At 38.8% G+C, this 26,329-nt stretch carries 18 protein-coding genes and 1 riboswitch; of the genes, 7 read left to right on the top strand and 11 right to left on the bottom strand.

The features are described 5' to 3' along the window. Window positions 1–293: 293 nt before the first annotated feature. The 3 genes from H4J46_RS10495 to H4J46_RS10485 form a co-directional block, all read right to left on the bottom strand. Window positions 294–1,337 (bottom strand): NAD-dependent epimerase/dehydratase family protein, encoded by a 1,044-nt coding sequence (locus H4J46_RS10495; RefSeq protein WP_182233451.1) that lies wholly within the window; start codon window positions 1,335–1,337, stop codon window positions 294–296. Window positions 1,338–1,669: 332 nt separating this feature from the next. Further along, window positions 1,670–2,950 (bottom strand): Vi polysaccharide biosynthesis UDP-N-acetylglucosamine C-6 dehydrogenase TviB, encoded by a 1,281-nt coding sequence (tviB, locus tag H4J46_RS10490; protein WP_220462996.1) that lies wholly within the window; start codon window positions 2,948–2,950, stop codon window positions 1,670–1,672. Between the two features lie 865 nt (window positions 2,951–3,815). Further along, entirely contained in the window at window positions 3,816–6,536 is a 2,721-nt protein-coding gene (locus H4J46_RS10485; RefSeq protein WP_182233450.1) for an SLBB domain-containing protein, read from the bottom strand. Window positions 6,537–7,334: 798 nt separating this feature from the next. Here H4J46_RS10485 and H4J46_RS10480 point away from each other — a divergent pair. The 4 genes from H4J46_RS10480 (at window position 7,335) to serA (ending at window position 12,586) form a co-directional block, all read left to right on the top strand. Next, window positions 7,335–8,867, top strand: coding sequence for a peptide MFS transporter (locus tag H4J46_RS10480; protein WP_182233449.1), 1,533 nt, complete (start codon window positions 7,335–7,337; stop codon window positions 8,865–8,867). 807 nt (window positions 8,868–9,674) lie between these two features. Beyond that, entirely contained in the window at window positions 9,675–10,313 is a 639-nt protein-coding gene (locus H4J46_RS10475) for a 5-formyltetrahydrofolate cyclo-ligase (protein ID WP_259365793.1), read from the top strand. A 277-nt stretch (window positions 10,314–10,590) separates the two neighbouring features. After that, window positions 10,591–11,247 (top strand): ribose-5-phosphate isomerase RpiA, encoded by a 657-nt coding sequence (gene rpiA, locus H4J46_RS10470; protein ID WP_182233448.1) that lies wholly within the window; start codon window positions 10,591–10,593, stop codon window positions 11,245–11,247. Window positions 11,248–11,356: 109 nt separating this feature from the next. Continuing rightward, complete coding sequence (serA, locus tag H4J46_RS10465; RefSeq protein ID WP_182233447.1) at window positions 11,357–12,586, top strand: phosphoglycerate dehydrogenase; 1,230 nt, start codon at window positions 11,357–11,359, stop codon at window positions 12,584–12,586. 240 nt (window positions 12,587–12,826) lie between these two features. Here serA and thrC read toward each other — a convergent pair whose 3' ends face one another. From thrC to moeA, 8 genes are all read right to left on the bottom strand, one after another. Beyond that, window positions 12,827–14,113: a threonine synthase gene (gene thrC / locus H4J46_RS10460; protein WP_182233446.1), complete on the bottom strand. Its 1,287-nt coding sequence runs from the start codon at window positions 14,111–14,113 to the stop codon at window positions 12,827–12,829. Window positions 14,114–14,170: 57 nt separating this feature from the next. After that, window positions 14,171–15,145 carry a homoserine kinase gene (gene thrB / locus H4J46_RS10455; protein ID WP_182233445.1) on the bottom strand — a complete coding sequence of 325 codons (975 nt, stop codon included), beginning with the start codon at window positions 15,143–15,145 and terminating at the stop codon, window positions 14,171–14,173. Next, the gene (gene thrA / locus H4J46_RS10450; RefSeq protein WP_182233444.1) at window positions 15,145–17,601 is read right to left on the bottom strand and encodes a bifunctional aspartate kinase/homoserine dehydrogenase I; all 2,457 of its coding nucleotides are present in this window, start codon (window positions 17,599–17,601) and stop codon (window positions 15,145–15,147) included. Before thrA ends, thrB begins: the two co-directional genes overlap by 1 nt. A 528-nt stretch (window positions 17,602–18,129) precedes the next feature. Then, window positions 18,130–18,858, bottom strand: coding sequence for a M48 family metallopeptidase (locus H4J46_RS10445; protein WP_182233443.1), 729 nt, complete (start codon window positions 18,856–18,858; stop codon window positions 18,130–18,132). A 150-nt stretch (window positions 18,859–19,008) separates the two neighbouring features. Further along, entirely contained in the window at window positions 19,009–19,413 is a 405-nt protein-coding gene (locus H4J46_RS10440; RefSeq protein ID WP_182233442.1) for a YebG family protein, read from the bottom strand. A gap of 688 nt (window positions 19,414–20,101) precedes the next feature. Further along, window positions 20,102–21,487 carry an ATP-dependent RNA helicase DbpA gene (dbpA, locus tag H4J46_RS10435; protein ID WP_182233441.1) on the bottom strand — a complete coding sequence of 462 codons (1,386 nt, stop codon included), beginning with the start codon at window positions 21,485–21,487 and terminating at the stop codon, window positions 20,102–20,104. A 113-nt stretch (window positions 21,488–21,600) separates the two neighbouring features. Then, window positions 21,601–22,326, bottom strand: a complete 726-nt coding sequence (locus tag H4J46_RS10430; RefSeq protein WP_182233440.1) for an alpha/beta fold hydrolase — start codon at window positions 22,324–22,326, stop codon at window positions 21,601–21,603. A 42-nt stretch (window positions 22,327–22,368) separates the two neighbouring features. Further along, a complete protein-coding gene (gene moeA, locus H4J46_RS10425; protein ID WP_182233439.1) occupies window positions 22,369–23,607 on the bottom strand; it encodes a molybdopterin molybdotransferase MoeA in 1,239 nt (412 codons plus the stop codon). Window positions 23,608–23,994: 387 nt separating this feature from the next. Next, window positions 23,995–24,150, top strand: a riboswitch (molybdenum cofactor riboswitch). Here moeA and moaA point away from each other — a divergent pair. The 3 genes from moaA (at window position 24,137) to moaB (ending at window position 26,317) form a co-directional block, all read left to right on the top strand. Further along, window positions 24,137–25,108, top strand: a complete 972-nt coding sequence (moaA, locus tag H4J46_RS10420) for a GTP 3',8-cyclase MoaA (protein WP_182233438.1) — start codon at window positions 24,137–24,139, stop codon at window positions 25,106–25,108. It overlaps the preceding riboswitch by 14 nt. Further along, complete coding sequence (locus H4J46_RS10415; RefSeq protein WP_182233437.1) at window positions 25,108–25,794, top strand: molybdenum cofactor guanylyltransferase; 687 nt, start codon at window positions 25,108–25,110, stop codon at window positions 25,792–25,794. The genes moaA and H4J46_RS10415 overlap by 1 nt, the downstream gene beginning before the upstream one ends. Continuing rightward, on the top strand, window positions 25,787–26,317 hold the full coding sequence (moaB, locus tag H4J46_RS10410; protein ID WP_182233436.1) for a molybdenum cofactor biosynthesis protein B: 531 nt from the start codon (window positions 25,787–25,789) through the stop codon (window positions 26,315–26,317). Before H4J46_RS10415 ends, moaB begins: the two co-directional genes overlap by 8 nt. The last annotated feature ends 12 nt before the right edge of the window (window positions 26,318–26,329 follow it).

Here is a 26,329-nt window from a genome sequence, read left to right as displayed (position 1 = left end):
CCTTGCAATTTATGACTTTTCACAATAACTCGCATTTATATTTATTTGATTATTCCTCTGGACGATTAGTTCGAAAATTTACTTTAAACGTCCAATACCTGTGTATTATAACAATAAATTTGTATTTTTTAATAGTTGTTTATTAGTGTTATTTAAATTACCTGTTAATTTTTTGTTATTTATTTAAAAAAACATTTGGCTGACTACCCCTTTTTCGTCATGGGTTCGTTTTGTGGCTGTCGAACTGAAGTCCGACCTACAAGTAGCTTTCAGTTAAGAAATAGCTAACAGTTTTAAGCTTGCTTGGTCAAGAACTTGATATACCAAGGCATTGCTTTATCTATGCCTTGCTGAATACGGTATGCTGGTTGATAACCAATAAGTTCTTTAGCCTTTGATATATCAGCCTGAGAATGCCGTACGTCACCAACTCTAAAGCCTTGATATATCGGAGCTTTGATATAATTCACATCGTTGGCAGCTAATGCAGAAGCTAAACTTGAAAATAATTCATTAAGTGTTGTTCTATCGCCTAGTGCAACATTATACACTTGGTTTTTGCCTTGTTCATTCGCTGTGGCTGCTAATATATTCGCTTGTACGGCATTTTCGATAAAACAAAAATCACGACTGGTTTTACCATCGCCATTAACAAACAAGTCTTGGTTTTCTATCATCGCTGCCGTCCATTTGGGAATAACCGCAGCGTAGGCTCCATCAGGGTCTTGGCGTTTACCAAATACATTGAAGTAACGCAGGCCTGTGGCATTTAGGCCGTAGGTTTTATTAAATACATCAGCATAAAGTTCATTAACATATTTAGTCACGGCATAAGGTGATAATGGCTTACCAATGTTTGCTTCAACTTTTGGTAACGCGGGGTGATCGCCATAAGTAGAACTTGATGCGGCATAAACAAAAGTGGCTACTTTGGCGTCTTTTGCTGCGGTTAACATATTAACAAAACCTGTAATGTTAGCCGCGTTAGTTAAAATAGGATCCGCTATAGAGCGAGGCACAGAGCCAAGAGCGGCTTGGTGTAGCACATAGTCAACGCTAAGGTTGTTATTAGTGAAGGCTTGCTGGCAGTCATCAAAGTTTCGAATATCACCATTTATAAAAGTAAAGTTATGCCATTGCTGTGCTGATACCTCAGATTTAACTTCGTCTAAATTACGTTGGTGACCGGTAGCAAAGTTGTCTAAGCCGATAACTTTTTGATTCAATAGTAATAATGTTTCTAGAAGGTTTGAGCCAATAAAACCTGCAACCCCAGTAACAAGCCAAACTTTTGGTGCTTGTTTAAGCTGCTTTTGTACTTCTTCATATTTTGACATTATTACTTCCATTTAATTTTAAATATTAAGTTTTATTGTATTCGCTGTAAGGTTGACGGACTAAAGTCCGTCCTACAAAACAATTGCCTAAATCTACATTATCACCTATCGGCTTGATGTAGATTGGACTTTAGTCCCTCAGGTTAAATGAAGTTTAACTGTTTTCGGAATAATGCCAACTGCAAATGTTTGTTCACTCATCTCGTTAATAGCCTGCTGTACGTTTGTCGGACTAAAGTCCGACCTACAAAACAATCGCCTCAACCTACATTATCAACCGTGGGTTTTATGTAGGTTGAGCCTTGGACTGCATTGCTGATTTAACCGCTACACTATAAACGCATGTCTACTGACTCTTTTGGTAGTATATATTTCAGGTCATAAAGTACATGATGTTGTTTACCTAGTTTGCGAATTTCGTCAATGCCTAAACTCTTAAATTGATTATGTGCTACCGCCAAAATAATAGCGTCGTAATGACCAGCTTCGGGCTTTTCTGTTAGGCTTAAATTATATTCGTGCTCGGCTTGTTCGCTTGAACACCAGGGGTCAGTAATATCAACATTCATGTTGTATTCTTTGAGCTCACTGACGATATCAACAATTTTGGTATTGCGTAAATCCGGGCAGTTTTCTTTAAAGGTCAGGCCCATAATTAACACATTGGCACCCTCTACCTGAATACGTTTGTGTAGCATATTTTTGACTAACTGAGAGACAACATAAGCGCCCATGCCATCATTTAAACGCCGACCAGCGAGTATCATTTCAGGATGATAACCTACTGATTGCGCTTTATGCGTTAAGTAGTAGGGATCAACACCAATACAGTGCCCACCGACTAAACCTGGGCGAAATGGCAGGAAATTCCACTTTGTGCCAGCCGCTTCAAGTACTTCTAATGTATCGATATTGAGTTTATTAAATATAATAGACAGCTCGTTAATTAAGGCAATGTTAACGTCGCGTTGTGTGTTTTCAATAACTTTTGCCGCTTCTGCAACTTTGATTGAACTCGCTTTATAAGTGCCTGCAATGATAATAGAGCGGTATAGGTTGTCTACAACTTTTGCTATTTCAGGTGTTGATCCAGAGGTAACTTTTAAAATATTAGTCACTCTGTGCTCCTTGTCACCCGGGTTAATACGTTCAGGTGAATAACCCGCATAAAAGTCTTTATTGAACACTAAACCCGATGCTTTTTCGACTACGGGAATACAAGCTTCTTCAGTTGCACCTGGATAAACCGTTGACTCATAAATAATAATGTCGTTTTTACTGATCACTTTACCTAACATTTCGCTGGCTTTAAGTAATGGTGTTAGGTCGGGCTGTTTATGCTGGTCGATAGGCGTTGGTACGGTAACGATATAAACGTTAGAGTTTTTCAAGTCCTCGGGTTGGCAAGCATAACTTAGCTTGGTTGTTTCAGCTAACTCTTCGTCGCTAACCTCAAGAGTACTATCTGTGCCATTATTTAATTCGGTAATACGTGCTTGGTTGATATCAAAACCTAAGGTTTGATATTTTTTTCCAAACTCTACTGCCAGTGGTAAACCAACATAGCCTAAGCCTATTACAGCTATTTTCACATCATTTAAATCACGTATCATTTTGGAAGTCCTTTGCCTTTAATAGCGGTTATTAAAAAATTTATAAGTTATTAGCTGTCAATAGAATAAAACCTTCTGTTTACTGTTTACGTGTCGGTTGATATTTTAATCATCAGGTTTTAAAAGACAGCTGTCAGTTTTAAAAAATAGCTTTCAGATTACTTGTTTTTTTGGCTTTTATCCCATTAGGTTTTGTATTCGCTGTGCGGTTGTCGGACTAAAGTCCGACCTACAAAACAATCGCCTAAAGCTACATTATCACTCGTAAGCTCTATGTAGGTTGGACTTTAGTCCATCAAGTTAAATGAAATTTAACTGTTTTCGCATAAATGTGAACGACAAAAGATGATACGCTGTAAATACCTGTTGGCTCATCTCGTTTATAGCTTTCTGGACAGTTGACGGACTGAAGTCCGACCTACAAAACAATTGCCCAAATCTACATTGTCACCCGTGGGTTCTTGTAGGTTGGACTTTAGTCCATCAAGTTAAATGAAATTTAACTGTTTTCGCATAAATGCGAACGACAGAAAAAGACCAACTGCAAATGTTTGTTACCCCAGTTCAATAATGGGCCACTGAACAGTTGTCGGACTGAAGTCCGACCTACAAAACAATTGCACAAATCTACATTATCACCCGTGGGCTCTTGTAGGTTGGACTTTAGTCCATAAAATCAAATGAAATTTAACTGTTTTTGCATAAATGCGAACGACAGAAAAAGACCAACTGCAAATGTTTGTTACCCCAGTTCAATAATAGCCCGCTGAACAGTTGACGGACTGAAGTCCGACCTACAAAACAATTGCCTAAACCTACATGATCACCCGTGGGCTCGATGTAGGTTGGACTTTAGTCCATCAGGTTAAAGGCCGCTGATTGCTGCAACAGCTACAGCCGCATTATAAATAATTTGTGTCGCTGTTGACCACAATGTTAGGTCATTCATATATTCAGCATCAAGCGGCACTACAATGGTGTCGCCTGGTTTTAATCCGCCATCTTCTGCGCCAGCAAACCAGTTACTTTCTTCAAGCATTTTAATACTACCGCTGGCCGAGATAACGTAAATGCGCTCGGCGTCAGCACGTTTTTTAATACCTCCACTTTGCACGATATAATCTTCAGTCGACATTGTATTATTATATAAATGTGATGATCCCACCTGAACTTGGCCAATAACATTAACTGAATTTGTCTTAGTCGGTACATAAAGTATGTCTCCGCCTTCTAGTAACACACCATCATTATTTGAAGCCATTAATCTGGGTAGATTAATAACTAAACGCCCTACTGGCTCTAATTTGGTAATATCGGCTAATATTTTTTGACCGTCGTCGTAAGATGCTGAGCCACCTTGCTCGGTCAAAGATTTAGAGGCCATTTCAATACGTAAGTCGCCAGCAAGCTTAATTAAATTTTTCTTTTCTAGTTCTTTTAACTTTATGCGAGTAAACACTGACGCGTCAGGGTGAGCATATCGGGTTAAACCGCCGGCTTTACTAACTAAGTCAGCGATGGTTTCACCGCGACGAATGGTATATTTGCCAGGAAAAACAAACTCACCTCGTAATTCAACCACATGATTTTCACTCCAGGCCGGAATTTTATGCACATTCAGTCGATCTTTACTTTGCAAAGCAATATCGAAAACTTCATCTCTTTTTAAAGCTAAACCTAGGTCGACATCTAAAGAAATTTTTGTCGCACCTGCCACGGTAAGTGTATTACGAGTCACTTCTGCTCGCGCTAAGTAAGCAGACTCTTTCACGCCACCAGCAGCGGCTACCAAGTCACTCACTTTTGTATTTTTCGCTAGTGGATAAACACCAGGAAATTTAACTTGACCATCTACTTCAATCAGTTGAATGGGTTGGCCAGAAGCACCTTGTTGACGTAACTTTCTAAGCACTGGCGCTAACAAACGAGGGCGAGAAAACAAACCCATTGCACGAATATCGATTTGGTCATCTAAACTATTATTGGTCATCTGCACTAAAGATTGATTGGCTAAACGCCCTACTTCTTTAGTTGCATCGGTGTCTGTTGCATATTGTGACGAACTGCCACCATATTTATCCCAAAATAATTTTTCTTTATGTGACGTTTTAGCCTGTTGCCGCTCTTTGGCAAAAAGTTGCTCTTGGGTAAAAGCCAATTCATCTAGTGATATTTTTTCATCCAACTGCTGAGTAACATTAGCAAATATCAATAGTTTGTCGCTAGGTAATAAAACAAGGTTATCAACCGGGTTAGGTATTGAGTTATTAAGCGCCTTGCCTAAATTAAATTGTAATACTTCAATATTTCTAGCTTGATCTTTTTGACGCACAATTAAACCATAACTTAAATCGGCAGAAGGCAAGATATGAGAGTCTAAATTAGGCAATAAATCAGCTATTTTAAGACCTTGTTGCCATTGATATTTACCTGGGCGTGTTACGGCACCAATAACGGTAATTGACTGTTCATACATACCCGAACTTTTTAACACCCGAATATTGTCACCGCTTTTCAGTAATTGTTTACGCGCTTTACTATCCGTTAAGTCAATATTAATGATGCTACGTAAACTGTCTTGATTGTAACGTTCTACCATGGTTGATTGCGGATAGGCAGACGGTAATAAACCACCAGCCATTTCAATAAGTTGATTAAAATCATCACCGGCTTTTAATTCGTATATAGCCGGACGCCTAACCTCACCCCGTATTGAAGCATTTTTACTTTGAGTTGGAATGAAAACCACATCGCCTGATTGCAACAAAATGTCGCTTGAAGAATCACCGTTTATAAGCAGGTCGTATAAATCAACGGTTTGTACTATTTTGCCCGCCCGTTTTACTTCAATATGACGTAATGAGCCAATATCACTAACCCCACCAGCAGCAAAAATAGCGTGCGTAACACTTGAAAGCGAACTTAAGGTGTATGGGCCTGGTTTGTAGGCGTCACCTAAAACAAAAATACGCATAGAACGTAATTCAGCCAAACTGACCACCACGTTGACACCTATGATGCGTTGTTGAATTCTTTCAGCCAGAAATTTTTTCATTTCAGCAAATGCTAAACCAACCACTTTTATCGGCCCAACATCAGGAATAAGTATATTGCCCTCGCGTGTTATCGGCAGTATATATTCAGCATTTTCTTTACCATATATTTGTATCGACAATTGGTCGCCAACACCTAATATATAGTGCTTAGGAATAGCGATGTCCATAGTAGGAGTAAAGGTGCTCGGCGCATTGGCAAAAACATCGATACCAAATCTTGTTAGTGGCTTAAATAATTCAGTATCACTTTCAAACTCAATAACCTCTGCTTGCCCTTCCACATTATTTTCAACTGTAGATCTTGGCACAACCGGTGTAGATGATAATTGTGTTTGTTGGTTGCTGCCGGATATTTGTCCCATAACCGCATCGAGATCAACACCCATGCTTTGCGCTAATGCCTGCTGCTGAGATTTAGGTAAGTTTTTAAATTGCTCTATTTGTTGTGGGCTAATTTGCGCTGCGATAGCACTAAAAGAGAATGTAAAAACGACGAGAAGGCTTGTCAGTTGACGAATAAAATGCATCATTGGCGCGTATTTCTTCCTATATACGGGGGACATAACTTAGATATAAAGTTAAACAGCGTCAAGTTTATCAGTAAGTGTACTTTGATTACAGTAACTTTTTTAGCCGCTTATATTTTGCATTAATGATTAAAATAACAATAATTAAAAGTGATAACGGTCAGTTAAAAAAAACAGCCTTGAGTAAACAACTCCTTAAGTTATTAGCTGTCAGTTAAAAAAAACAGCCTTGAGTAAACAACTCCTTAAGTTATTAGCTGTCAGTTTGAAGATAAACAGCTTTCATTATACTTGTCTGGTTCTTAATCATTACGTTATGTGTCACTAAACGGTGGACGGACTAAAGTCCGACCTACAAAACAATCGTCTAAATCTACATTATCACCGGTGGGCTCGATGTAGGGTGGACTTTAGTCCATCAAGTTAAATTAAATTTAACTGTTTTTGCATAAATGCGAACGACAAAAAATGCCAACTGCAAATGCTTGTTACCCCATTTCGTTAATAGCCCGCTGTACAGTTGACGGACTAAAGTCCAATTTACAAAAAGATGCTATTGTGCATTGAAATTAACGTCCAATTAAAATGTATCGACAGCAAAATAAATTGGTTTAATATAATTTTACATTAATTAACATAGAGATTAACCGCGCTTACTTGCCTTTCCATGCTAGCAAAGGTATAAAGCGGGTTGATTAATAAAACTTTTAATTTATCTGAGCACGTTCAACCCGATATATATTCATGTTGAAATAAAAATAATTTTAAACCGTGTTTGGTATTACCTATCGAGGATATTATATGAGTACCCCAAATTCAGAGGCTTTTTATGGCCATCCGGGCGGGTTAAAAACACTTTTTGTCACAGAAATGTGGGAACGCATGAGCTATTACGGCATGCGCGCATTACTTGTTCTTTTTATGACAGCAACCTTACAAGAAGGTGGCTTAGCATTAACTATTGCATCGGCAACCGCTATTTATGGTTTATATACCGGTACCGTCTATTTTATGGGCTTACCCGGCGGTTGGATAGCAGACAGATTACTGGGTGGGCAAAGAGCAGTTTGGTATGGCGGCATTATCATCATGTTTGGCCACATAGTTTTAGCTATCCCAAATGACAAAACATTCTTTATTGGTTTGATCTTAGTTATTTTGGGTACGGGTTTATTAAAGCCCAATATCGGTGCTATGGTTGGCCAATTATATAGTGAAAATGATAAGCGCCGTGATAGTGGTTATGCTATTTATTACATGGGCATTAACTTAGGTTCTTTTATTGGCTATTTAGTTTGTGGTTATTTAGCTTCAGATTTTGGTTGGCATTATGCCTTTGGTGCCGCCGCAATAGGCATGGCAGCAGGCCTTATTCAATATAGAATGACGACACCAAAATTAGAAGGTGTTGGCGCAGAACCGGTTGCACCTTTATCAGCAAAAGGTCAACGCACTAGCTGGATAATTATAGCGGCTTCGCTAGTTGCCATTGCAGTGGTCACTGTTTTAACCTTTGAAGGCATTGTGGTGATAGACCCCATTGCTACAGCACAATATGTTGCGATAGCCTTTACCTTAATTTTTGTTATTTATTATGCCATTATTTACTTTTTTAGTGACTTAACCGCCAATGAAAAGAAAAAACTTTGGGCATTATTATTAATTTGTATTGCCTCAGCTTTTTTCTGGTCTGGCTTTGAACAAGCCGGCTCATCATTAAACTTATTCGCTCGTGATTACACTGACCGTATGATAGGTTCGTTTGAAATTCCAACAGCATGGTTTCAGTTCTCTAATGCTATGTTTATTGTTTTGCTATCACCTTTTTTCGCCGCATTTTGGATTAAATTAGGTCAAAGAATGGTTACACCTGCCTACGGCATTAAATGTGCTGTTGGCTTAATTATTATGGCAAGTGGCTTTATCGTAATGTTTTTTGCCGCACAATATGCAGCCAGTGGCTTACAAGTTGCGCCTGGATGGTTAATTACCACTTACTTTTTACACACAGTGGGTGAGTTATGCTTAAGTCCTATCGCCTTAAGTGCCGTGAGTAAATTATCACCGAGAAGATTTGCTGGCCAAATGATGGGTGTATTTGTCTTGACGTATTCAATTGGTAATATTATTTCAGGTTTGCTTGCTGGTAATTACGATCCAAACAACGTTGAACAAATTCCAGCCTTATATATTCAAATCAGTCTATTTAGTATTGGTATTGGTATTATTATTTTACTCATTGGCTTGAAATCTAGATTCTGGGAAGCGCTAGAAACAGAAGAAGAAGACCCTTCATCGCCAGTTAAAGGTAAAAGCACAACATCTACTGCATAATTATTTTGAATAACTAACAGTAAAAATAGCCAACTAAATGTTGGCTATTTTTTTGTCTATGAAAATTTTTAAGCTGTCAGTAAAGAAAATAACTGTCAGCTATCTTTACTGACAACTGATAGTTATTTTTCTACTGACAGCTACTGCTTAAAACTTGTTGGACTAAAGTCCAACCTACATCGCCTCTAGATAGAGCATGTGGGTGATAATATAAATTTAGGCCATTGTTTTGTAGGTCGGACTTTTGTCTGACAACATTACAGAAAATACAAAACTTAATGGCATAAAACCAAACAGAAAAATAAACTGAAAACTATTTTCTTTAAATCTGACAGCTCAAAACTTCAAACTGAGCGCTGTCTTTTAAAGCCTGATGGACTAAAGTCCAACCTACATCGCGTCTACATAGAGCATGTGGGTGATAATATAAATTTAGGCCATTGTTTTGTAGGTCGGACTTTTGTCTGACAACATTACAGAAAATACAAAACTTAGTGGCATAAAACCAAACAGACAAATAAACTGAAAGCTATTTTCTTTAAATCTGACAGCTTAAAACTTCAAACTGAGCGCTGTCTTTTAAAACCTGATGGACTAAAGTCCAACCTACATCGGATCTACATAGAGCATGTGGGTGATAGTGTAAATTTAGGCAATTGTTTTGTAGGTCGGACTTTAGTCAGTCAACTGTTAGGCAAGCAATTAAAAAGATGGGTAAACAGGTATTTGTAGTACCTTATTTTTTGTCGTTCATATTTATGCGAAGACCCTACAGCGCACACATAACCTAATGAGAAAACGCTATTGATGATGTCTACACGAAATGAAATAAGAAAATCACTTAGAACTAAACGCCAAGGTCTTAGTCAGGTTGAGCAAAAAGAGTTCTCCGATGATTTGCTCATTCAACTCAGCGCCCGTAGAGATGTTCTAGCAGCAAAAAACATTGCGCTCTATTTAGCCAATGACAGTGAGCTTGATGCTATGCCCTTTATAAAATGGTGTTGGCAAAACAACAAAAAAATCTACTTACCTGTCATTCACCCTTTTAGTCATGGCCAGTTATTATTTCTCCATTATGATGAAAACAGTGCTATGAAAAAAAATAACTATGGCATTTTAGAACCTAAACTTGACGTTCGTTTGATTAAAACTATCAGCGAAATAGATATTATTTTTACCCCCTTGGTTGCGTTTGACCGATTAGGTAATCGTTTGGGCATGGGTGGCGGATTCTACGATAGAACCTTATCATCGTGGTATCAACAATACCGTTATCAAAATCAAGAGCTTGACGTTACATCCAGCAAATTAACAAAACCTTATCCAATAGGCTTAGCGCATGACATCCAATTAATAGACGCTATTCCCACGCAACTATGGGATATTCCGTTACCTGAAATTATTACGCCAACAAAACAATATAAGTTTAATATCCATAAATAAAATCTGATTAATTCGATACTCTTGTTATAATACTGGCCATAGTTAAAAGAGCTAGTTAAGAAATAGCTGTCAGTTCTAAGCTCTCAGCTTTTAGTAAGTTACAAAGACATAGTCAAGAGATAGCTGTTACTTTTAAGCTCATATATTTCAGTGCTTTACAAAGATGTAGTTGAGAGATAGCTCGAAAACTTCTTTTGATTTATAACTATTATTTACTGAGAGCTGAGCGCTTAAAACTGATCACTAATTTTATTTATTTATTTAAAATAGGTCCATTATGACTCAAGATGAAATGAAAAAAGCGGCAGCAATAAAAGCCCTAGATTATATCAAAGCAGATACCATTGTTGGTGTTGGTACTGGCTCAACGGTAAATCATTTTATCGACGCTCTTGCCACCATTAAAGATAAAATTATTGGCGTAGTGTCAAGCTCTGAAGGCTCAACTGAGCGTTTAAAGTCATATGGTATTGAAGTGTTTGATCTTAATAACGTTGACGGTATTGATGTTTATATTGATGGCGCTGATGAAATTAGCCCTCACATGCATATGATCAAAGGTGGCGGTGCTGCCCTTACCCGCGAAAAAATTGTTGCTGCGGTGGCAAAAACCTTTATTTGTATCGCCGATGACACTAAGCAAGTGCCTATGCTAGGTCGTTTTCCATTGCCCGTAGAAGTAATCCCAATGGCACGCAGTTATGTCGCCAGAGAGCTAGTGAAATTAGGTGGTGATCCAGTTTATCGCCAAGGGGTTATTACCGACAACGGCAATGTTATTCTTGATGTGCATAACTTAAAAATAATGGACCCTAAAGCACTAGAAAACAGCATTAACGCAATTGTGGGTGTTGTAACTAATGGCTTGTTTGCTAATCGTCCAGCAAATGTCTTAATTATCGGCAGTGCAGAGGGTACGAAAATAATAAAATAACACTTTAGAGTTTATACCCTATATGGTATTTTAGGTATCTAGCCATCTAAAAGCTTATTTGAAAGATATTTAAGTACATCAATGTTTGATCGAGAGAAGATAAACTATCATGAGCAACAATTCACTAGCAAAAGACAAGATTAAGATACTACTTCTAGAAGGTGTTCACCAGAGCGCCCTTGAAGAGCTGAAAAATAAAGGCTATTCAAATATTGAATATATTAAAGCCTCACTTTCAGAAGCAGAGCTAATTAATAAAATTGCTGATGTGCATTTTGTTGGTATACGTTCTCGTACTGACTTAAATAAAAATGTTTTAAGCCACGCTAAAAAGCTGGTTGCTATTGGTTGCTTCTGTATTGGTACCAATCAAGTAGACAAAGCCGCAGCGCAATCATTTGGTATACCAGTATTTAACGCGCCATTTTCAAATACCCGCTCGGTCGCTGAGTTAGTATTGGGCGAAACATTATTATTATTACGTGGTATTCCAGAAAAAAGTGCCCAAGCACATCGTGGTGTTTGGAATAAATCAGCTACGGGTTCAGTTGAAGCCAGAGGTAAAACCTTAGGCATTATCGGTTATGGTCATATTGGTATGCAACTTGGCATACTAGCCGAAACTTTAGGGATGAAAGTTCGCTTTTTCGATATTGAAACTAAACTGCCGTTAGGCAATGCCAGCCAAGCGCCAACTATGACTTCATTATTGAAAGAAGCGGATGTTATTAGTTTGCATGTACCTGAAACGCCACAAACCAAAAATATGATGGGGGCGGCAGAATTTGAGGTCATGAAACCTGGTGTTATCTTTATTAATGCCTCGCGCGGTACTGTCGTTGATATTGATGCCTTAGCCGAGGCATTAACCAGTAAAAAAGTGGCTGGTGCAGCAATTGACGTATTCCCGGTTGAACCTAAAAGTAATGCCGAAGAGTTTTTTAGCCCATTACGTGCATTTGAAAACGTGATTTTAACACCACATATTGGTGGCAGCACTAAAGAAGCGCAAGAAAACATTGGCCTTGAAGTAGCCAGTAAACTTGCTAAATATTCAGACAATGGTTCAACTTTATCTGCCGTTAATTTTCCTGAAGTATCCTTACCTGGCCATCTTGGCACCAGTCGTTTATTGCACATTCACCACAATAGGCCTGGGGTATTAACACAAATTAACCAAATGTTTGCCAAACTCAATATCAATATTGCCGCTCAGTATTTACAAACTGCTGACCAAATTGGCTATGTAGTTATTGATATTGAAGCTGAAAACAGCAAGCTAGCCTTAAAAGAGTTAAAACAGATTGATGCAACAATCAGAGTAAGATTATTAAACTAATATCACCGCTGATTTGAAAAACCAAAAAGCCAAAGAATATTTTCTTTGGCTTTTTTATTTCTGCTGCAGTTTGCAGCTATAACACACTATGTTAAGTGCCTAACTTGGCAAGATAAACACAGAATTACAATGACTCACTATAAAGACTTATTTGCCTCACAGCTACTTGATCGTAGCATTAGCATACTATCAGTACATAAAAGGCAGTAAAAACTGCCCTTTACCCTGATCTTGTGCTAACTAATTCAGTAAGTACGCTCTAAGTTCTGCAAAGTCGGTTGAACTTGTGGTTGATAGAATGGTTTCACTGGCACAATCGGCAAGCTCTTTTGGTAAGCCTATCGGTTGTCCTAAGGTACTTTCAACAATATCTTTAAATTTTGCTGGATGCGCGGTACCCAAAAATACACCAAATTCAGTATCAAGGGCATTGTATTGCAGTGCTCTATAAGCAACCGCCGCATGAGGTTCACTGATGTAGCCCAGTTTAGCCAGTTGGATCATCGCCATTTGTGTTTGCTCTTCATCAATTGATACTGAAGTGACACAGTCTTGCTCAACTAACCCAGCTTTTAACATATGTTCTATACGTGGCCAATTATTTGGGTTACTAACATCCATGGCATTAGAAATGGTTGCTACTGTTTCATTAGGTGTCCATTCGCCCGTTTTTAAATAGCGAGGGACGGTATCATTGGCATTTGTGGCAGCAATAAAACGCTTAATAGGTAAACCTAAGGCTTTAGCAAAAAGTCCGGCGGTAAGGTTACCAAAATTACCACTGGGAATAGCAAAAACAATATCGCTAAGTGCATCAGTACCTTTTTGGCGATAAAGTTGTGCAACCGCTTCAAAGTAATAACAAATTTGCGCCAACAAGCGACTAATATTAATCGAGTTAGCTGAATTTAACCCAATAGCCTCTTTAAGCTCTTGATCATCAAAAGACTGTTTAACAAGCGCCTGACAATCGTCAAACGTGCCTTCTACCGCAATAGTACGAATATTACCGCCTAGGGTAGTAAACATTTTTTCCTGTAATAAACTTATTTTTCCTTTCGGATATAAGATCACGACATCAATGTTGTCGATACCGTGAAAAGCATGCGCCACAGCAGCGCCAGTATCACCAGAGGTTGCAGTTAAAATAGTGACTTTTTTGCCATCACCAAACACTTGTAAACATTTGGCCATAAAGCGAGCACCAAAATCTTTAAACGCCAGCGTGGGTCCGTGAAATAATTCTAGTGTTGCTCTACGTTCACTAATAGGCTGTATTTGCGCTGGAAAATTAAAGGCGTCAGTAACAATTTCAGTTAACTGCTCTTCGGTTAAATCGTCACTAACAAAAGGGTAAAGTACTTTAACGCTACGCTCAACCATCGGCAGCGCAAGTAAGGCTTCAATATTATCAAAACAGGGGATTTCTTCTGGAAAAAACAAGCCTTGATTACGCCCTAAACCTTGCTTTACCGCGCCAGAAAAGCTGACTCGTTCATCGTTTTCTTTTAAATTATAAAATTTCACACTCAATTCCTATATAGGGTTTAATCTCGAGGTTTAAAGCAACAGATAGCATTGCTTTTAGGGTAAAGTCACTGCACCTTGAGTATCAGCTTGGCAAATATGCACAAATCCTTCACTGTTGCCAGTAGCTGATGTTTGTAAATAATTGTCGTTTAACCAAGTAGCAAATTCTGTCGCTTTTGCTAGATCGTCTGTGACACAAAAAAGCGTTGGGCCTGAGCCAGAAATGCCAACAGTCAAACAGCCCTGTTGTGTTAAATAACTTGCCGCTTCACTGTAGCCAGGTAAAATTGATTTTCGATAAGGTTCAGCAACCACATCAGTTAATACGGCAAAGGATTGCGCTTTATCACCGCGATGACAAGCATCAACAAATGTCGCTAAATTCTGCCCAAAACTGATCAAGTCAGCACGAGAATAAGTGTTTGGTAATATATCTCTTGCCACTTTGGTTGATATTTCAATGCCTGGATATGCCATCACAAAATAACAATCTTGAAGTGGCGGTAAATTACGGGCAATGATATCGTGGTCGGGCACCATTAGCTGCATACCGCCTAAAAAACATGGTGCAACATTGTCGTAGTGAAGACTACCACTAATTTGTGCTTCCATCTTTCCCATCATTTTTAACAGCGCTTGCTTTGAAAAGCTAAACTGATGGTACTTTTTATAAAAAGCATTTAAGCCGGCAATGGCTGCCACCACTGAACAGGCGCTAGAGCCTAATCCGCTGCCCACCGGCATGCGTTTATCTAAGCTTATTTTTACTTCAACACTAGCTTGTTTACTGGCGAATAATTCTTTATTAAACAAGAGTAAACACTGCCAAACAATATTTAGCTTAACATCACTGGGTAACTTATGTGCAAAATCACCAGTAACCGCTAATTGATCGCCATCATTACTATGGCTAACTGTCACCACATCACCCAATAATGTGCCATCAAGGGGTTTAACCGCTAAGCCTAAAACATCAAAACCAACATTAACATTACCAATTGAAGCCGGTGCAAATACTGAAACGCTCATTAGTGTTGTTGCTCCCATGCTAATGTTCTTAATAAATCACCAAAGACACCGGCAGCGGTTACCGCAGCGCCAGCACCATAACCCCGTAAAACGAAAGGTAATGGTTGATAATAGCGACTATGAATCGCTAAAGCGTTTTCGCCATCTTTAACACTATATAAAGGATGTTCTTTACCAACAGCTTCGATAGTCACCTGACATTTCCCTTCAACGATATTACCAATGTACCTAAGCACTTTGCCATCAGCTTTTGCGACATTAATTCGCTCAGCAAAGGCCTGATCTAAGGTGGGTAAATTACTCATAAAGGTGGCCACGTCGCCACTAGCGTCAAATGTGTTAGCCAACACTGGCTCTATTTCAATGTCATCTAGTTCTAACGCCATTCCCGCTTCTCTAGCCATAATGAGCAGTTTACGCGCTACGTCCATACCGCTCAGGTCATCACGCGGATCAGGTTCAGTAAAACCTTGTTCTTTGGCTAAATTTGTTGCTTGAGATAAGGTCATGCCCTCATCAAGTTTACCAAATATATAGGATAAAGATCCTGATAGTACCCCCTCAAACCGCACCAGTTCATCACCGGCTTTCAGTAAGTTTTGTAAGGTATCAATCACAGGTAAACCTGCACCAACGGTTGTTTCATATAAAAATCGACGGTTGGTTTTTTGTGCTGCTGTTCGTAGTGCTTGATAATACTGCCAAGAGTCGGTGTTGGCTTTCTTATTGGGCGTTACCACATTAAAGCCCGCTTCTAAATAATCCACATATTGCAACGCGAGTGTTTCATTAGATGTACAATCAACTAATACTGGGTTAATTAAATGATTTTGACGCACAAAGTTTTTAATGTTTTCGACATTCACCGTCACAGGTTGTTGACTTAAGCTTTCCTGCCAATTTGCCGCATCGATACCTTCACTATTAAATACCATGCCTTTACTATTAGCCAAACCATAGACGTTTAGTGAAATATTGTCTGTTTTCAATTTTGCCTGTTGGCGCGCTATTTGAGCGAGTAACTCACTACCTACCACACCACTGCCTACTAAAAATACATCAATAGATTTTTTGTGTGAGAAAAAGTTTTGATGACTCACTTTCATGGCATCAGTGCACTTTCTACTTTCGATAACAACAGAAATACTCCGCTCTGATGAGTCTTGCGCAATCGCAACCACATTGACTCTAGCTTGTGCCAATGAAGCGAAAAATTTTGCCGCCACACCTTGTTGATGATTCATACCATCGCCAACTAACGAGACAATTGACATTTCAGGGGTTAATGATAACGGCTCTAGTAAACCGTTTAACAATTCCAATTCAAATTCTTCTTGTAGACTGCGCTCTGCTTTACCGGCATCAGACGAGTAAATACAAAAACTAATACAATATTCGCTTGAAGATTGACTAATTAAAATTAAAGAAACATTTTCACGACTCATAGTAGCAAAAACTCGGCTTGCCATACCTACCATGCCTTTCATACCTGGGCCAGAAACATTCACCATGGTTAAATCATCTAGGTTTGAAATCGCTTTAACCCGCTTTTGCTGATCATTTTCATTAGCTATTAAGGTGCCTGGCGCGTCAGGATTACCGGTATTTTTAATTAAACAAGGGATATGGTACTGGGCAATCGGTCCAATAGTTTTAGGGTGTAAAACACTGGCGCCAAAATAAGATAGCTCCATCGCTTCTTGGTAGGATAAATAATCTAATAATTGCGCTTCTTTGATTAAGCGAGGATCCGCATTATAAACGCCATCAACATCAGTCCAAATTTCGCAATACTCGGCGTCACTACAAACCGCTAATACTGCTGCAGAATAGTCTGAGCCATTGCGGCCTAAGGTCGTTATATTGCCAAGGCTGTCAACACCAATAAAACCAGGCATGAGCGCAATGGTATTCAGTTCGTTATATACATGTTGAAACTTTTCTTTACATAACACCAAGTCAGCCACTGCATTCATAGCTACATCATTAGTGCGTAAAAATTTTTCGGGTTCAATAATACTGACTTCAATGGCATCAACTGACAGTACCGATTGCAACAAGGCTACACTTAAGCGCTCACCAATACTGATAATACGCGCACGTATATGTTCAGGACAAAATGACAGTAATGTTGCACCATGCAAATATCGACTTAACTGGTGCTCCCAAGTTGCTAGTACTTGTTCGCTATGTTGCTGGCAAAAATCGGGCAATGTTGCTGATAAGTCGTTAATAATATTTTCAATTGCGTGTTTAAAATGCAGTAAGTCACTTTGCAACTTTTCTTCATTGGCAATATTCTCTGCCATCGCTACCAGATGATTAGTAACGCCCTGAGGCGCAGAGACAACAATAGCAAGACTAGAAGACTTACTTTTATTTTTGATGATATTTGCCACTTCAATAAATCGCTGAGCTGAAGCCAAAGAGGAACCACCAAATTTTAATACACGCATTTTTACTCCTAAATCCTAAAACAAAAAAAGCCCGTAACTTTATAGGTCACAGGCTTGATAAAATTGACAAATTCTACACGTCAGCCGATGACCACCATTCCGGTGAGGGTGGTAGTGATAATAATAATAATTCGGCTAAGTAAAATATTCATAGGATATAAAATGCCTGATATGGATTTTTCTGTCAACTGATTTTTATGAATAAAAAAAACTAATATATGTATAAAAGTGAGGTGGATTGAATATTTTTATAAAATATTCATCTAATAGCCCAGTTTTTAACTTAGCACCTGTGATTAACACTGACATTTTTGTGCTTAATAAAGGTGATTTTAGACGACTCATCAAGTCTTCAACACTGCTTTTGTTGGTGACACAAAAACTGACAATTAAATGGGGTAATACGTAATAATTTACACTCAAAGTGATTTCTCCCTGCTCAGTAAAAACAGAAAAACACCCTCAGAAATAATTTTATTTTTTGCCAATACAACTAAACGAAGATCCGACAGTGCGGTATTTAAGTGACTAGAACCACTGTAGATAGGCTTGGTGTTTTTGCACCCAACACTTGGCACTTTGATATTCTGGATAATGCTTGGCTACTAATTGCCAAAATTTTGTCGAGTGATTCATGTGCTCCAAATGAGACAATTCATGAATAATGACATAGTCAATCACCCAAGTAGGCAACATTTTCAATAAATAATTAAAACTCAATTCGCCGCGGCTATTACAACTTCCCCAACGTGCTTTATATTTTCTCACTTTAAATGACGAGGCATGCAGCGACATTTGTTGTGAAAAAATCACAAGATTATGCTCAATATAGTCTTCAACACAGGCTTTAAACCAACATTCGATTTGTGATTTTATTTTTGTGCTAACCATAGCTGAGTTTAGAGCGTGGGGTTTATAGCGAGGGTTAAGCACAACGGTTAAACTTTGTGCTAACTTATTGTGAATAACGTTTTTCTGACCAAAATCAATAAGCACGCTATGAGGCAAACCATCAATATATACGCTTGGGTGCTTACCTAGTGCTTCATCAGAAAATTGCAGCGTCAAATGAGGGCTCAGCACTATACTTTCTTTTTGCTCGGCGACCTTTTGGTGCAACCACGGCAATTTAGCTTGTATAATTTGCTCAACATAAGTTGTTTTAACAAACCTTGGCGCTCTAACAATAACTTTTGCGTTACTGACTTGTAACGCAATAGTCTTTCGGCGCGAACTACGTATCAGTTGATATTCCAAAACGCCATCCTAAAATATCAAGTTAAGTGATACTTTGATTAGTCAACTTGTGATAAAAAATACTGTCATATTATGACGAACTAAACTTTAGCTCAGAGGAGCAAAGTTATTCATAAGTTGCTTTCACACCGACTGGTATTGAAGCAGGTACTAAGCAGCGTCAGATTTGGCTTTACTACTCGCTTTAACACTAGCTGCTTTAGACTTTTTTACTTGCTCAGTTGTGGGTTTAACACTATCAGCTTCAACAGTATCATTAGCTAACTCTACTGTGTCTTTAGTCTTTTTTTGACTGCTGCCAGCGGATTTTTTACTGACAACTTTAGCTTTTTTTGCCTGTAACGCAACGAGTACATCTTCACGGTTTTGCGCTAAATAAACACTCAGTTCTTCACGGATACTTTCTGAAAGATCGACAGGTGCTTGTTCAAAAATATCAGATAAACCATCTGCAATATCAAGCATTTTGTCGTATTCATCTGCGGCTCTTTTATCCATGAATGTTTCTACCTCTACAGCTTTTCTTATGACGACATATCGACTTTCAACTGCCATTATTATCCCTTAATTAACTATTATTTAACTATTTACCAAACTCGACTCATTGCTATGATGCAATAAAACTATGCATATACCACCACAGTAGTAGCAACAACTGTATATATTAACAGTATCATACCCTGATTACTTTAAATTACCAAAGGCTATTATTAACCCGCACTATTTTCATCGTGCTTATCGTACAATATATGACCTTACTATGCGTTAATATTTATAACAAGGTCAACCGGGATAAAGCCTGGTATCGTAAAATTTATCTGCGTTGCCCATTTTGTTTAATATAAACAGCAAAGTGTTATAGATAAGTACATTGAAATAGCCCTTGTTAAGCACTGTAAATCGGCATGAACTCATATTTTTCAAAGTAACTTAATCAAAACCCTTACAATGAAAGTAGTGGCTAATGGTTAGTAAGTGATGGCCCGTGAGTAATAATAGTCCTTGGGAGATATTATTACTCTGCTGAGAAACATGGCGCAAATGAAATTGCAGTATGTTTAGAGCGTTACATTGGTTTTAATATAAATGTTATTGCTGTAACAATCATTGAAAAATCAAGGTGGATTTTAAGTGATAACACTAAGAACTATGCTTTGATAATAATAGCATGGTCACCATCGCAGGTACTCAAATTTGCCACTGAGTACCTGGTTAGTCACCTGGATATGCTAGGGGAACAGTCTTATTTTAATTCTTTAACCCTAAAAGTGCGGCCTTTTAACTTACCATGGGTTAATTTATTTAACGCTTTTCTAATCACCATTTTATCTACAGCGACATATGCCCAATTTGCGCCTAGTTGGATTTTACCCACTTGCTCAAAGGTTATGCCATTCTCACCGGTCAATGCACCGACGATATCGCCTGGTCGCACTTTTTGCTTTTTACCACCATCAATTTGTATTGTAGTCATTTTTGGCGTAAATATACTGCGCTCTAAGGCCTCACTACTGGGCAATTCTTCGCCTTCAATACTGCGCTCTAAGTAATCTTCTAATAAACCAATTTTATAACTGTCTTTTTTATTAAATAAAGAAAAGGCATAGCCCGTGCTGCCTGCACGACCGGTACGACCAATACGGTGAATATGAACTTCACTGTCGTGGGCAATATGATAATTAAATACCGCATCAAGCGCTTCAATATCTAAACCACGAGCGGCAACGTCAGTCGCAACCAGTATCGAGGCACTTTTGTTCGAAAAACGTACTAAAGTTTGATCTCGGTCTCTTTGCTCTAAATCACCATGTAGGGCGACAACACCAAAACCATAGGCAGCCAATTTATTAGCCACACTCTGCGTTTCTACTTTGGTATTACAAAATATTACGCTCGACTCAGGCTGATGAGTTAACAGCAGTAAACGAATCGCCATTAGGCGGTCTTCATCACTTTCTACCTGATAAAAATGCTGTGAAATAGTGCTACTTTCATGGCTTGATTCTACCTTTATTACGGCTGGTGTTTGCAAATAGCTATTGGCTATTTTTTGGATCTGTTGCGCAAACGTAGCGCTGAACAATAAGGTTTGTCTTTGCTGAGGCATCTTAGCCACAATGTTATCTAAAGCCGCTTGAAAACCCATATCAAGCATACGGTCCGCTTCATCTAAAACTAAGGTATCAACATGCTCTAATGACAAGGTACCACGGCCTAAATGATCTTCGATTCGCCCTGGCGTGCCAACAATAATATGTGCGCCATGTTCCAATGAACCCACTTGCGGGCCAAACGGTGTACCGCCACATAAAGTTAGTACTTTAATGTTATGCACTGCTCTTGCTAGCTTTCTAATTTCTTTCGCTACTTGGTCGGCTAATTCGCGTGTCGGGCAAAGTACTAAGGTTTGAATTCTAAACTTTTTAACTTGTAGTTTATTCAAAAGGCCAAGACCAAATGCGGCTGTTTTGCCAGAGCCAGTTTTACCTTGGGCAATAACATCTTGTCCCGCTAAAATAGCTGGTAGGCTTTTCGCTTGTATTTCTGTCATCTCATGGTAACCCATTGATGAAAGGTTTTCTAAAAGTGCCGGTTGCAAGCTAAGTGATGAAAATTTGCTGTCGCTCAACGTAAAGTCCTAAGGTAAAAAATAATTGTCGCTATTTTACACGCTTTCGCTCAGGCAAACACAGCTTTAGACAATTAAATTATTAACCACTTGGCAGCTGACAAAAAGTAGCATTAGCTAGCCAACAAATGCATTAGTATTGTGGCCAAAGCTTGAGGTGATTCTAATGGTAACATGTGGCCAGTATGGGGTATTTCTTTTAACACAACATGACTCACACCGCGCAGTTCTTGCTTTAATGAAGCAAGATCAACTAAGTTATCCGCATCACCAACTAGCAAAGTAATAGGTAAGGATAATCGAGTTAAACTAGGTAATAAGTTGGGCCTATGCATAGAAATTCTGAGTTGATGCAATAAGACATCAACACCCAATTTGCGGTCCATCGCTACGATAACTTGCTTTATACCTTGATAACCTTGTCGATTAATTTGCTTAATTTCTGGGTGTAATAAGTCATCAACACGCTTATCTGGAATACCACAATAACCGCGCTGACTTATACCATCAGTAGTACGTTTGCGCTGTTTCATTTCTGTTATTGGTAAATTTTTTGGAAAATTAGATACTATTAATAAGTGTTTAATTTTATTGTCGAGCTTTAACGCTATGGCACTCGCAATATAACCGCCTAATGAAAAACCAACTAATATCGCCTTATGTTCAACGATTTTTTCTGACAAAGCACTCACCACTTCATCCATACAACCGGTATTGGGGATCACCAAAGAGATTAATTGGTGATCTTCATGACATTGCTCTTGTAGCAGCTGCCATACAGGCGACCACAAATGCTGATCGCACATAGTACCGGGAATAAAGTAAATAGTTTGTGACACTTTTATCCCTTGTAGGTTTTTTTGAATGCTACTTGGTATAAATTATGACGCAAAGTAGCGTTCAAACAAGCGAACATTGACTACGTTTCCAGCCGGTACTCGACCTTGCTCAGCCGGTAAGACAATATAACAATTGGCCGACGAGATACTGGTTAAAATACCAGAGCCTTGACTGCCTGTACTATTAACCATTAACTCACCTGTGTTGTCATAAGAGAGTAAACCGCGCTGAAAGTCCATGCGCCCGGGTGACTTTTTTAAATCAGTGATAGTTTTTGCTTTTAAGGTTATTGCCGGTGTTGAGTGGCAATTTTGTAATTTAATCAGCGCTGGCATGGCTAAAATATCCGCGGTTACCATGGCAGAAACGGGGTTCCCCGGTAAGCCAAAAAACACACTGTTCGGCAATTTACCAAAGGCAAAGGGTTTACCGGGTTTCATCGCTATTTTCCAAAAGGCAATTTCACCAATTTGTTCAAGCACGAGTTTAGTAAAATCTGCGTCACCTACCGACACACCACCAGAGGAAATAACGGCGTCAGCTTGGGCATCCGCTTGAATAAATGCCGATCTTATCGCATTTTCATCATCAGCAATCACGCCAAAATTAATGACATTAACGTTTAAGTTACTTAACATTGCCGCTAGCGCGTAACTGTTACTTTCAAAAATATCACCACTGCCTAAAGGCTCGCCTAATGCTTTTAGCTCATCACCTGTGGCAATTAACGCGACATTAAGCTGGCGAAATACAGTTAATTCATTAATACCAAGAGAAGCTAATACACCAATATCAATAGCAGACAAACGCCGACCTTGAGTAAAAACCAGTTGGTCTTGCTTAATATCTTCACCGGCGTAGCGTACATTGTCAGCCAATTTACTCTGCCCTAAAAATTTAACGCTCTCGCCTACTACTTGGCAATTTTCTTGCATTTCTACGCTATCACAACCAGCAGGCATTTTAGCGCCCGTCATAATACGAATACATTCACCTGCACCACAAACCCCTGCAAAAGGCTGCCCAGCCATAGAGCGACCAGCTAAACTCAAGCATGCTTGCTTGGCCAAACTCGCATGGGCGAAAGCATAACCATCCATAGCGGAATTATTATGCGGAGGCACATTAATTGGGCTAGTTATATCTGTTGATAAAACCCTACCTAAGCTTGCTGCTAAGCTAATATTTTCAATGTCAGTAATTGGGGTAATAGCCGCTAGCATTGTTTCTAGTGCTTGTTCAAAGGGCATTAATCCGGGTGCAGAATAACAATCAACCATAATAAACTCTTCCAACTTATATTGTGTTTTATATTTCTAGCTTTAACTAAACGCATTAAAATAGCGCAATTAAGCAACATTTGACTTTATACCAAGTTGATTAATTACCTGTTCATTTTAATGGTTAAATGAAAAAAAACGGCGTTATAAAACTTATAAGTAGCATAACTACTGACTCAGTTTTATAACTTGTATTTCTTCATTTTTTCTCATGAAAAAGGTGATCACTGATTTAATCAAATGGTATGAGTTATCTAATTTTTCAATAATAATTATATTATTGAATGTCATTTACTATAACAAAGGTCTTTGTCTGTTATAGTGATCGTAATCATACTATGCTTGTAAGTAGATGATATAAAATATTTAGATAGATGATATAAAATATTATTTTTTTTTCGCCGAGCTATCTTAGCTAAATTAGTTGCTGTGCAACTAACATGCTGTTTTAGCCGTAAACCAAATTTGAATTTGAGTTTGCCAGGGTTAGTAAGGAAACTTGTTAACCTCCCGACATTGGAAAGGTGACATGTTAACAGACAACTTTGGTCGCAAGTTTTATTACTTGCGCCTATCAATCACTGACGTATGCAATTTTAGCTGCGACTATTGTTTACCCAATGGCTATCAATGTGATAACGATAGAAAATTTCTTACACTGCCTGAAATAACCCGCTTAGCTTCAGCGTTTTCTGCTATGGGTACGGAAAAAATTCGTATTACCGGTGGTGAGCCCTCTTTACGTAAAGACTTACCTGAAATTATTGCCCGATGTAAGCAAACACCTGGCATTAAAAAGGTTGCTATCACCAGCAATGGTTACAAACTTCCTGAACATTTACCTGCTTGGATAGATGCCGGTATTGATGCCATAAATATTAGTATTGATACTTTAGACCCAAGACAATTTCATGCTATTACGGGCCACGACAAGCTTAAACATATCCTCAAAGGTATTGATATGGCAGTGGCGGCAGGTAATATAGATGTTAAGGTTAATACCGTATTAATGCGTGAATATAATGGCTACGACATCGCCAGTTATTTAGCCTGGTTAAAAGACACACCCATTACCTTACGCTTTATTGAATTAATGCAAACGGGTGATAATAAAGAATTTTTTGATGCCCAACACGTGCAAGGCTCACGCATAAAACAAAATCTGATTTTAGATGGCTGGTTACCAGTTATTAATGACAAGGCGGCAGGGCCCGCACAGGAGTTTTCCCACCCTGACTATGCCGGTAAAATTGGCTTGATCATGCCTTACTCTAAAGATTTTTGTAATACCTGTAATCGCTTACGAATAAGCGCCATAGGTAAGTTACATTTATGTTTATTTACTGAACAAGGCTTGTCGTTGAAAGACTACTTGAAAAGTGATGATGTTGAGCCTTTAAAAACGGCTATCACCAGCATGTTGACTGATAAAAAGGAAACGCACTTTTTACATGAGAAGTTGACTGGCGCAACGAAAAACTTAGCTATGTTGGGCGGTTAATGGCGGTGGAAAATACCTTATTTCAACCCTGCTTAGGTGTGGTTTTAGCTGGCGGTAAATCTTCCCGTATGGGACAAGATAAAGCCAGCTTGCAACGGGAAAAACAAGACATGCTCAGTTACAGCATGTCTTTACTCAAAGCTGCCGGCAGTTCACAAGTACTGATTAGTGGTGGTGAACAAGGTATTGACGATCTTGTTGCCAACCTCGGCCCCCTTGGTGGTATTCAAAGTATTATCAAACAATTTAAACCCCGAGCACTATTAATTTTACCGGTAGATTTACCTTTAATGACCTCGGTAGAACTTGCAAGATTAAAGCAAGTGGGCGAATTGAGTCACCAAGCTTGCTATTTTACTGATAATTACTTGCCCTTGTATTTACCGGTTAATGCCTTTGTTGAACAGTTTTTTCAACAACTTTTAACCAAGCCGCACTCACAAGCTTCATCAAATCCTTATTCACCATTAAAGTCAAAAACAAGCTTTAGTCATGAACAAGTCAGTGCGGATAAAGCAGCCAGTAAGCGAAATTTAACTGGGCCTTCTGTGCGCAGTTTATTAGCACAAATTCCGCATAAGGTGGTTACACCAAAAAACAGCAAATGTTTATTTAACACCAATACGCCTGAGCAATGGCAACAGGCACAACATTTATTATCTTTGCAAAGGAAATCTCATGTCTAGCAAATCTTCTATTCATTGTGGCGATGGCTTCGTACCATTAAATATCGCCGTATTAACTGTTTCAGATACCCGAGAAGAGCATAACGACACCTCGGGCCAAGCACTCGTTGAACGATTACAAGCAGCAGGCCATAACTTAGCCGCTAAAGAAATTTCAAAAGACGATGTTTACCAACTACGCGCTGTAGTTTCTCAATGGATCGCTGACGAGGCTATACAGGTAATATTGACCACTGGCGGCACGGGTTTTACCGCAAGGGATAATACACCGGAAGCGTTATTACCTTTATTTGACAAAGACATTGAAGGTTTTGGTGAAGTATTTAGAACGATTTCTTTAGCTGAAATTGGCACTTCAACCATTCAATCTCGTGCCTTTGGTGGTATGGCAAATAGTACAGTCATTCTATCTGTACCCGGTTCAACCAACGCTTGTAAAACGGCTTGGGACAAATTAATTGTTGAGCAACTGGATGCTAGTCATCGCCCCTGTAACTTTGTGCCGCACCTAAAGTTTACATAGCATCAGCTATAT

Origin of the sequence: Colwellia sp. MB02u-6, from assembly GCF_014077095.1 — a bacterium.
Lineage (GTDB): Bacteria > Pseudomonadota > Gammaproteobacteria > Enterobacterales > Alteromonadaceae > Cognaticolwellia.
Note: the sequence above shows the minus strand (reverse complement) of the source record. Positions and strands in the feature narration are given on the sequence as shown.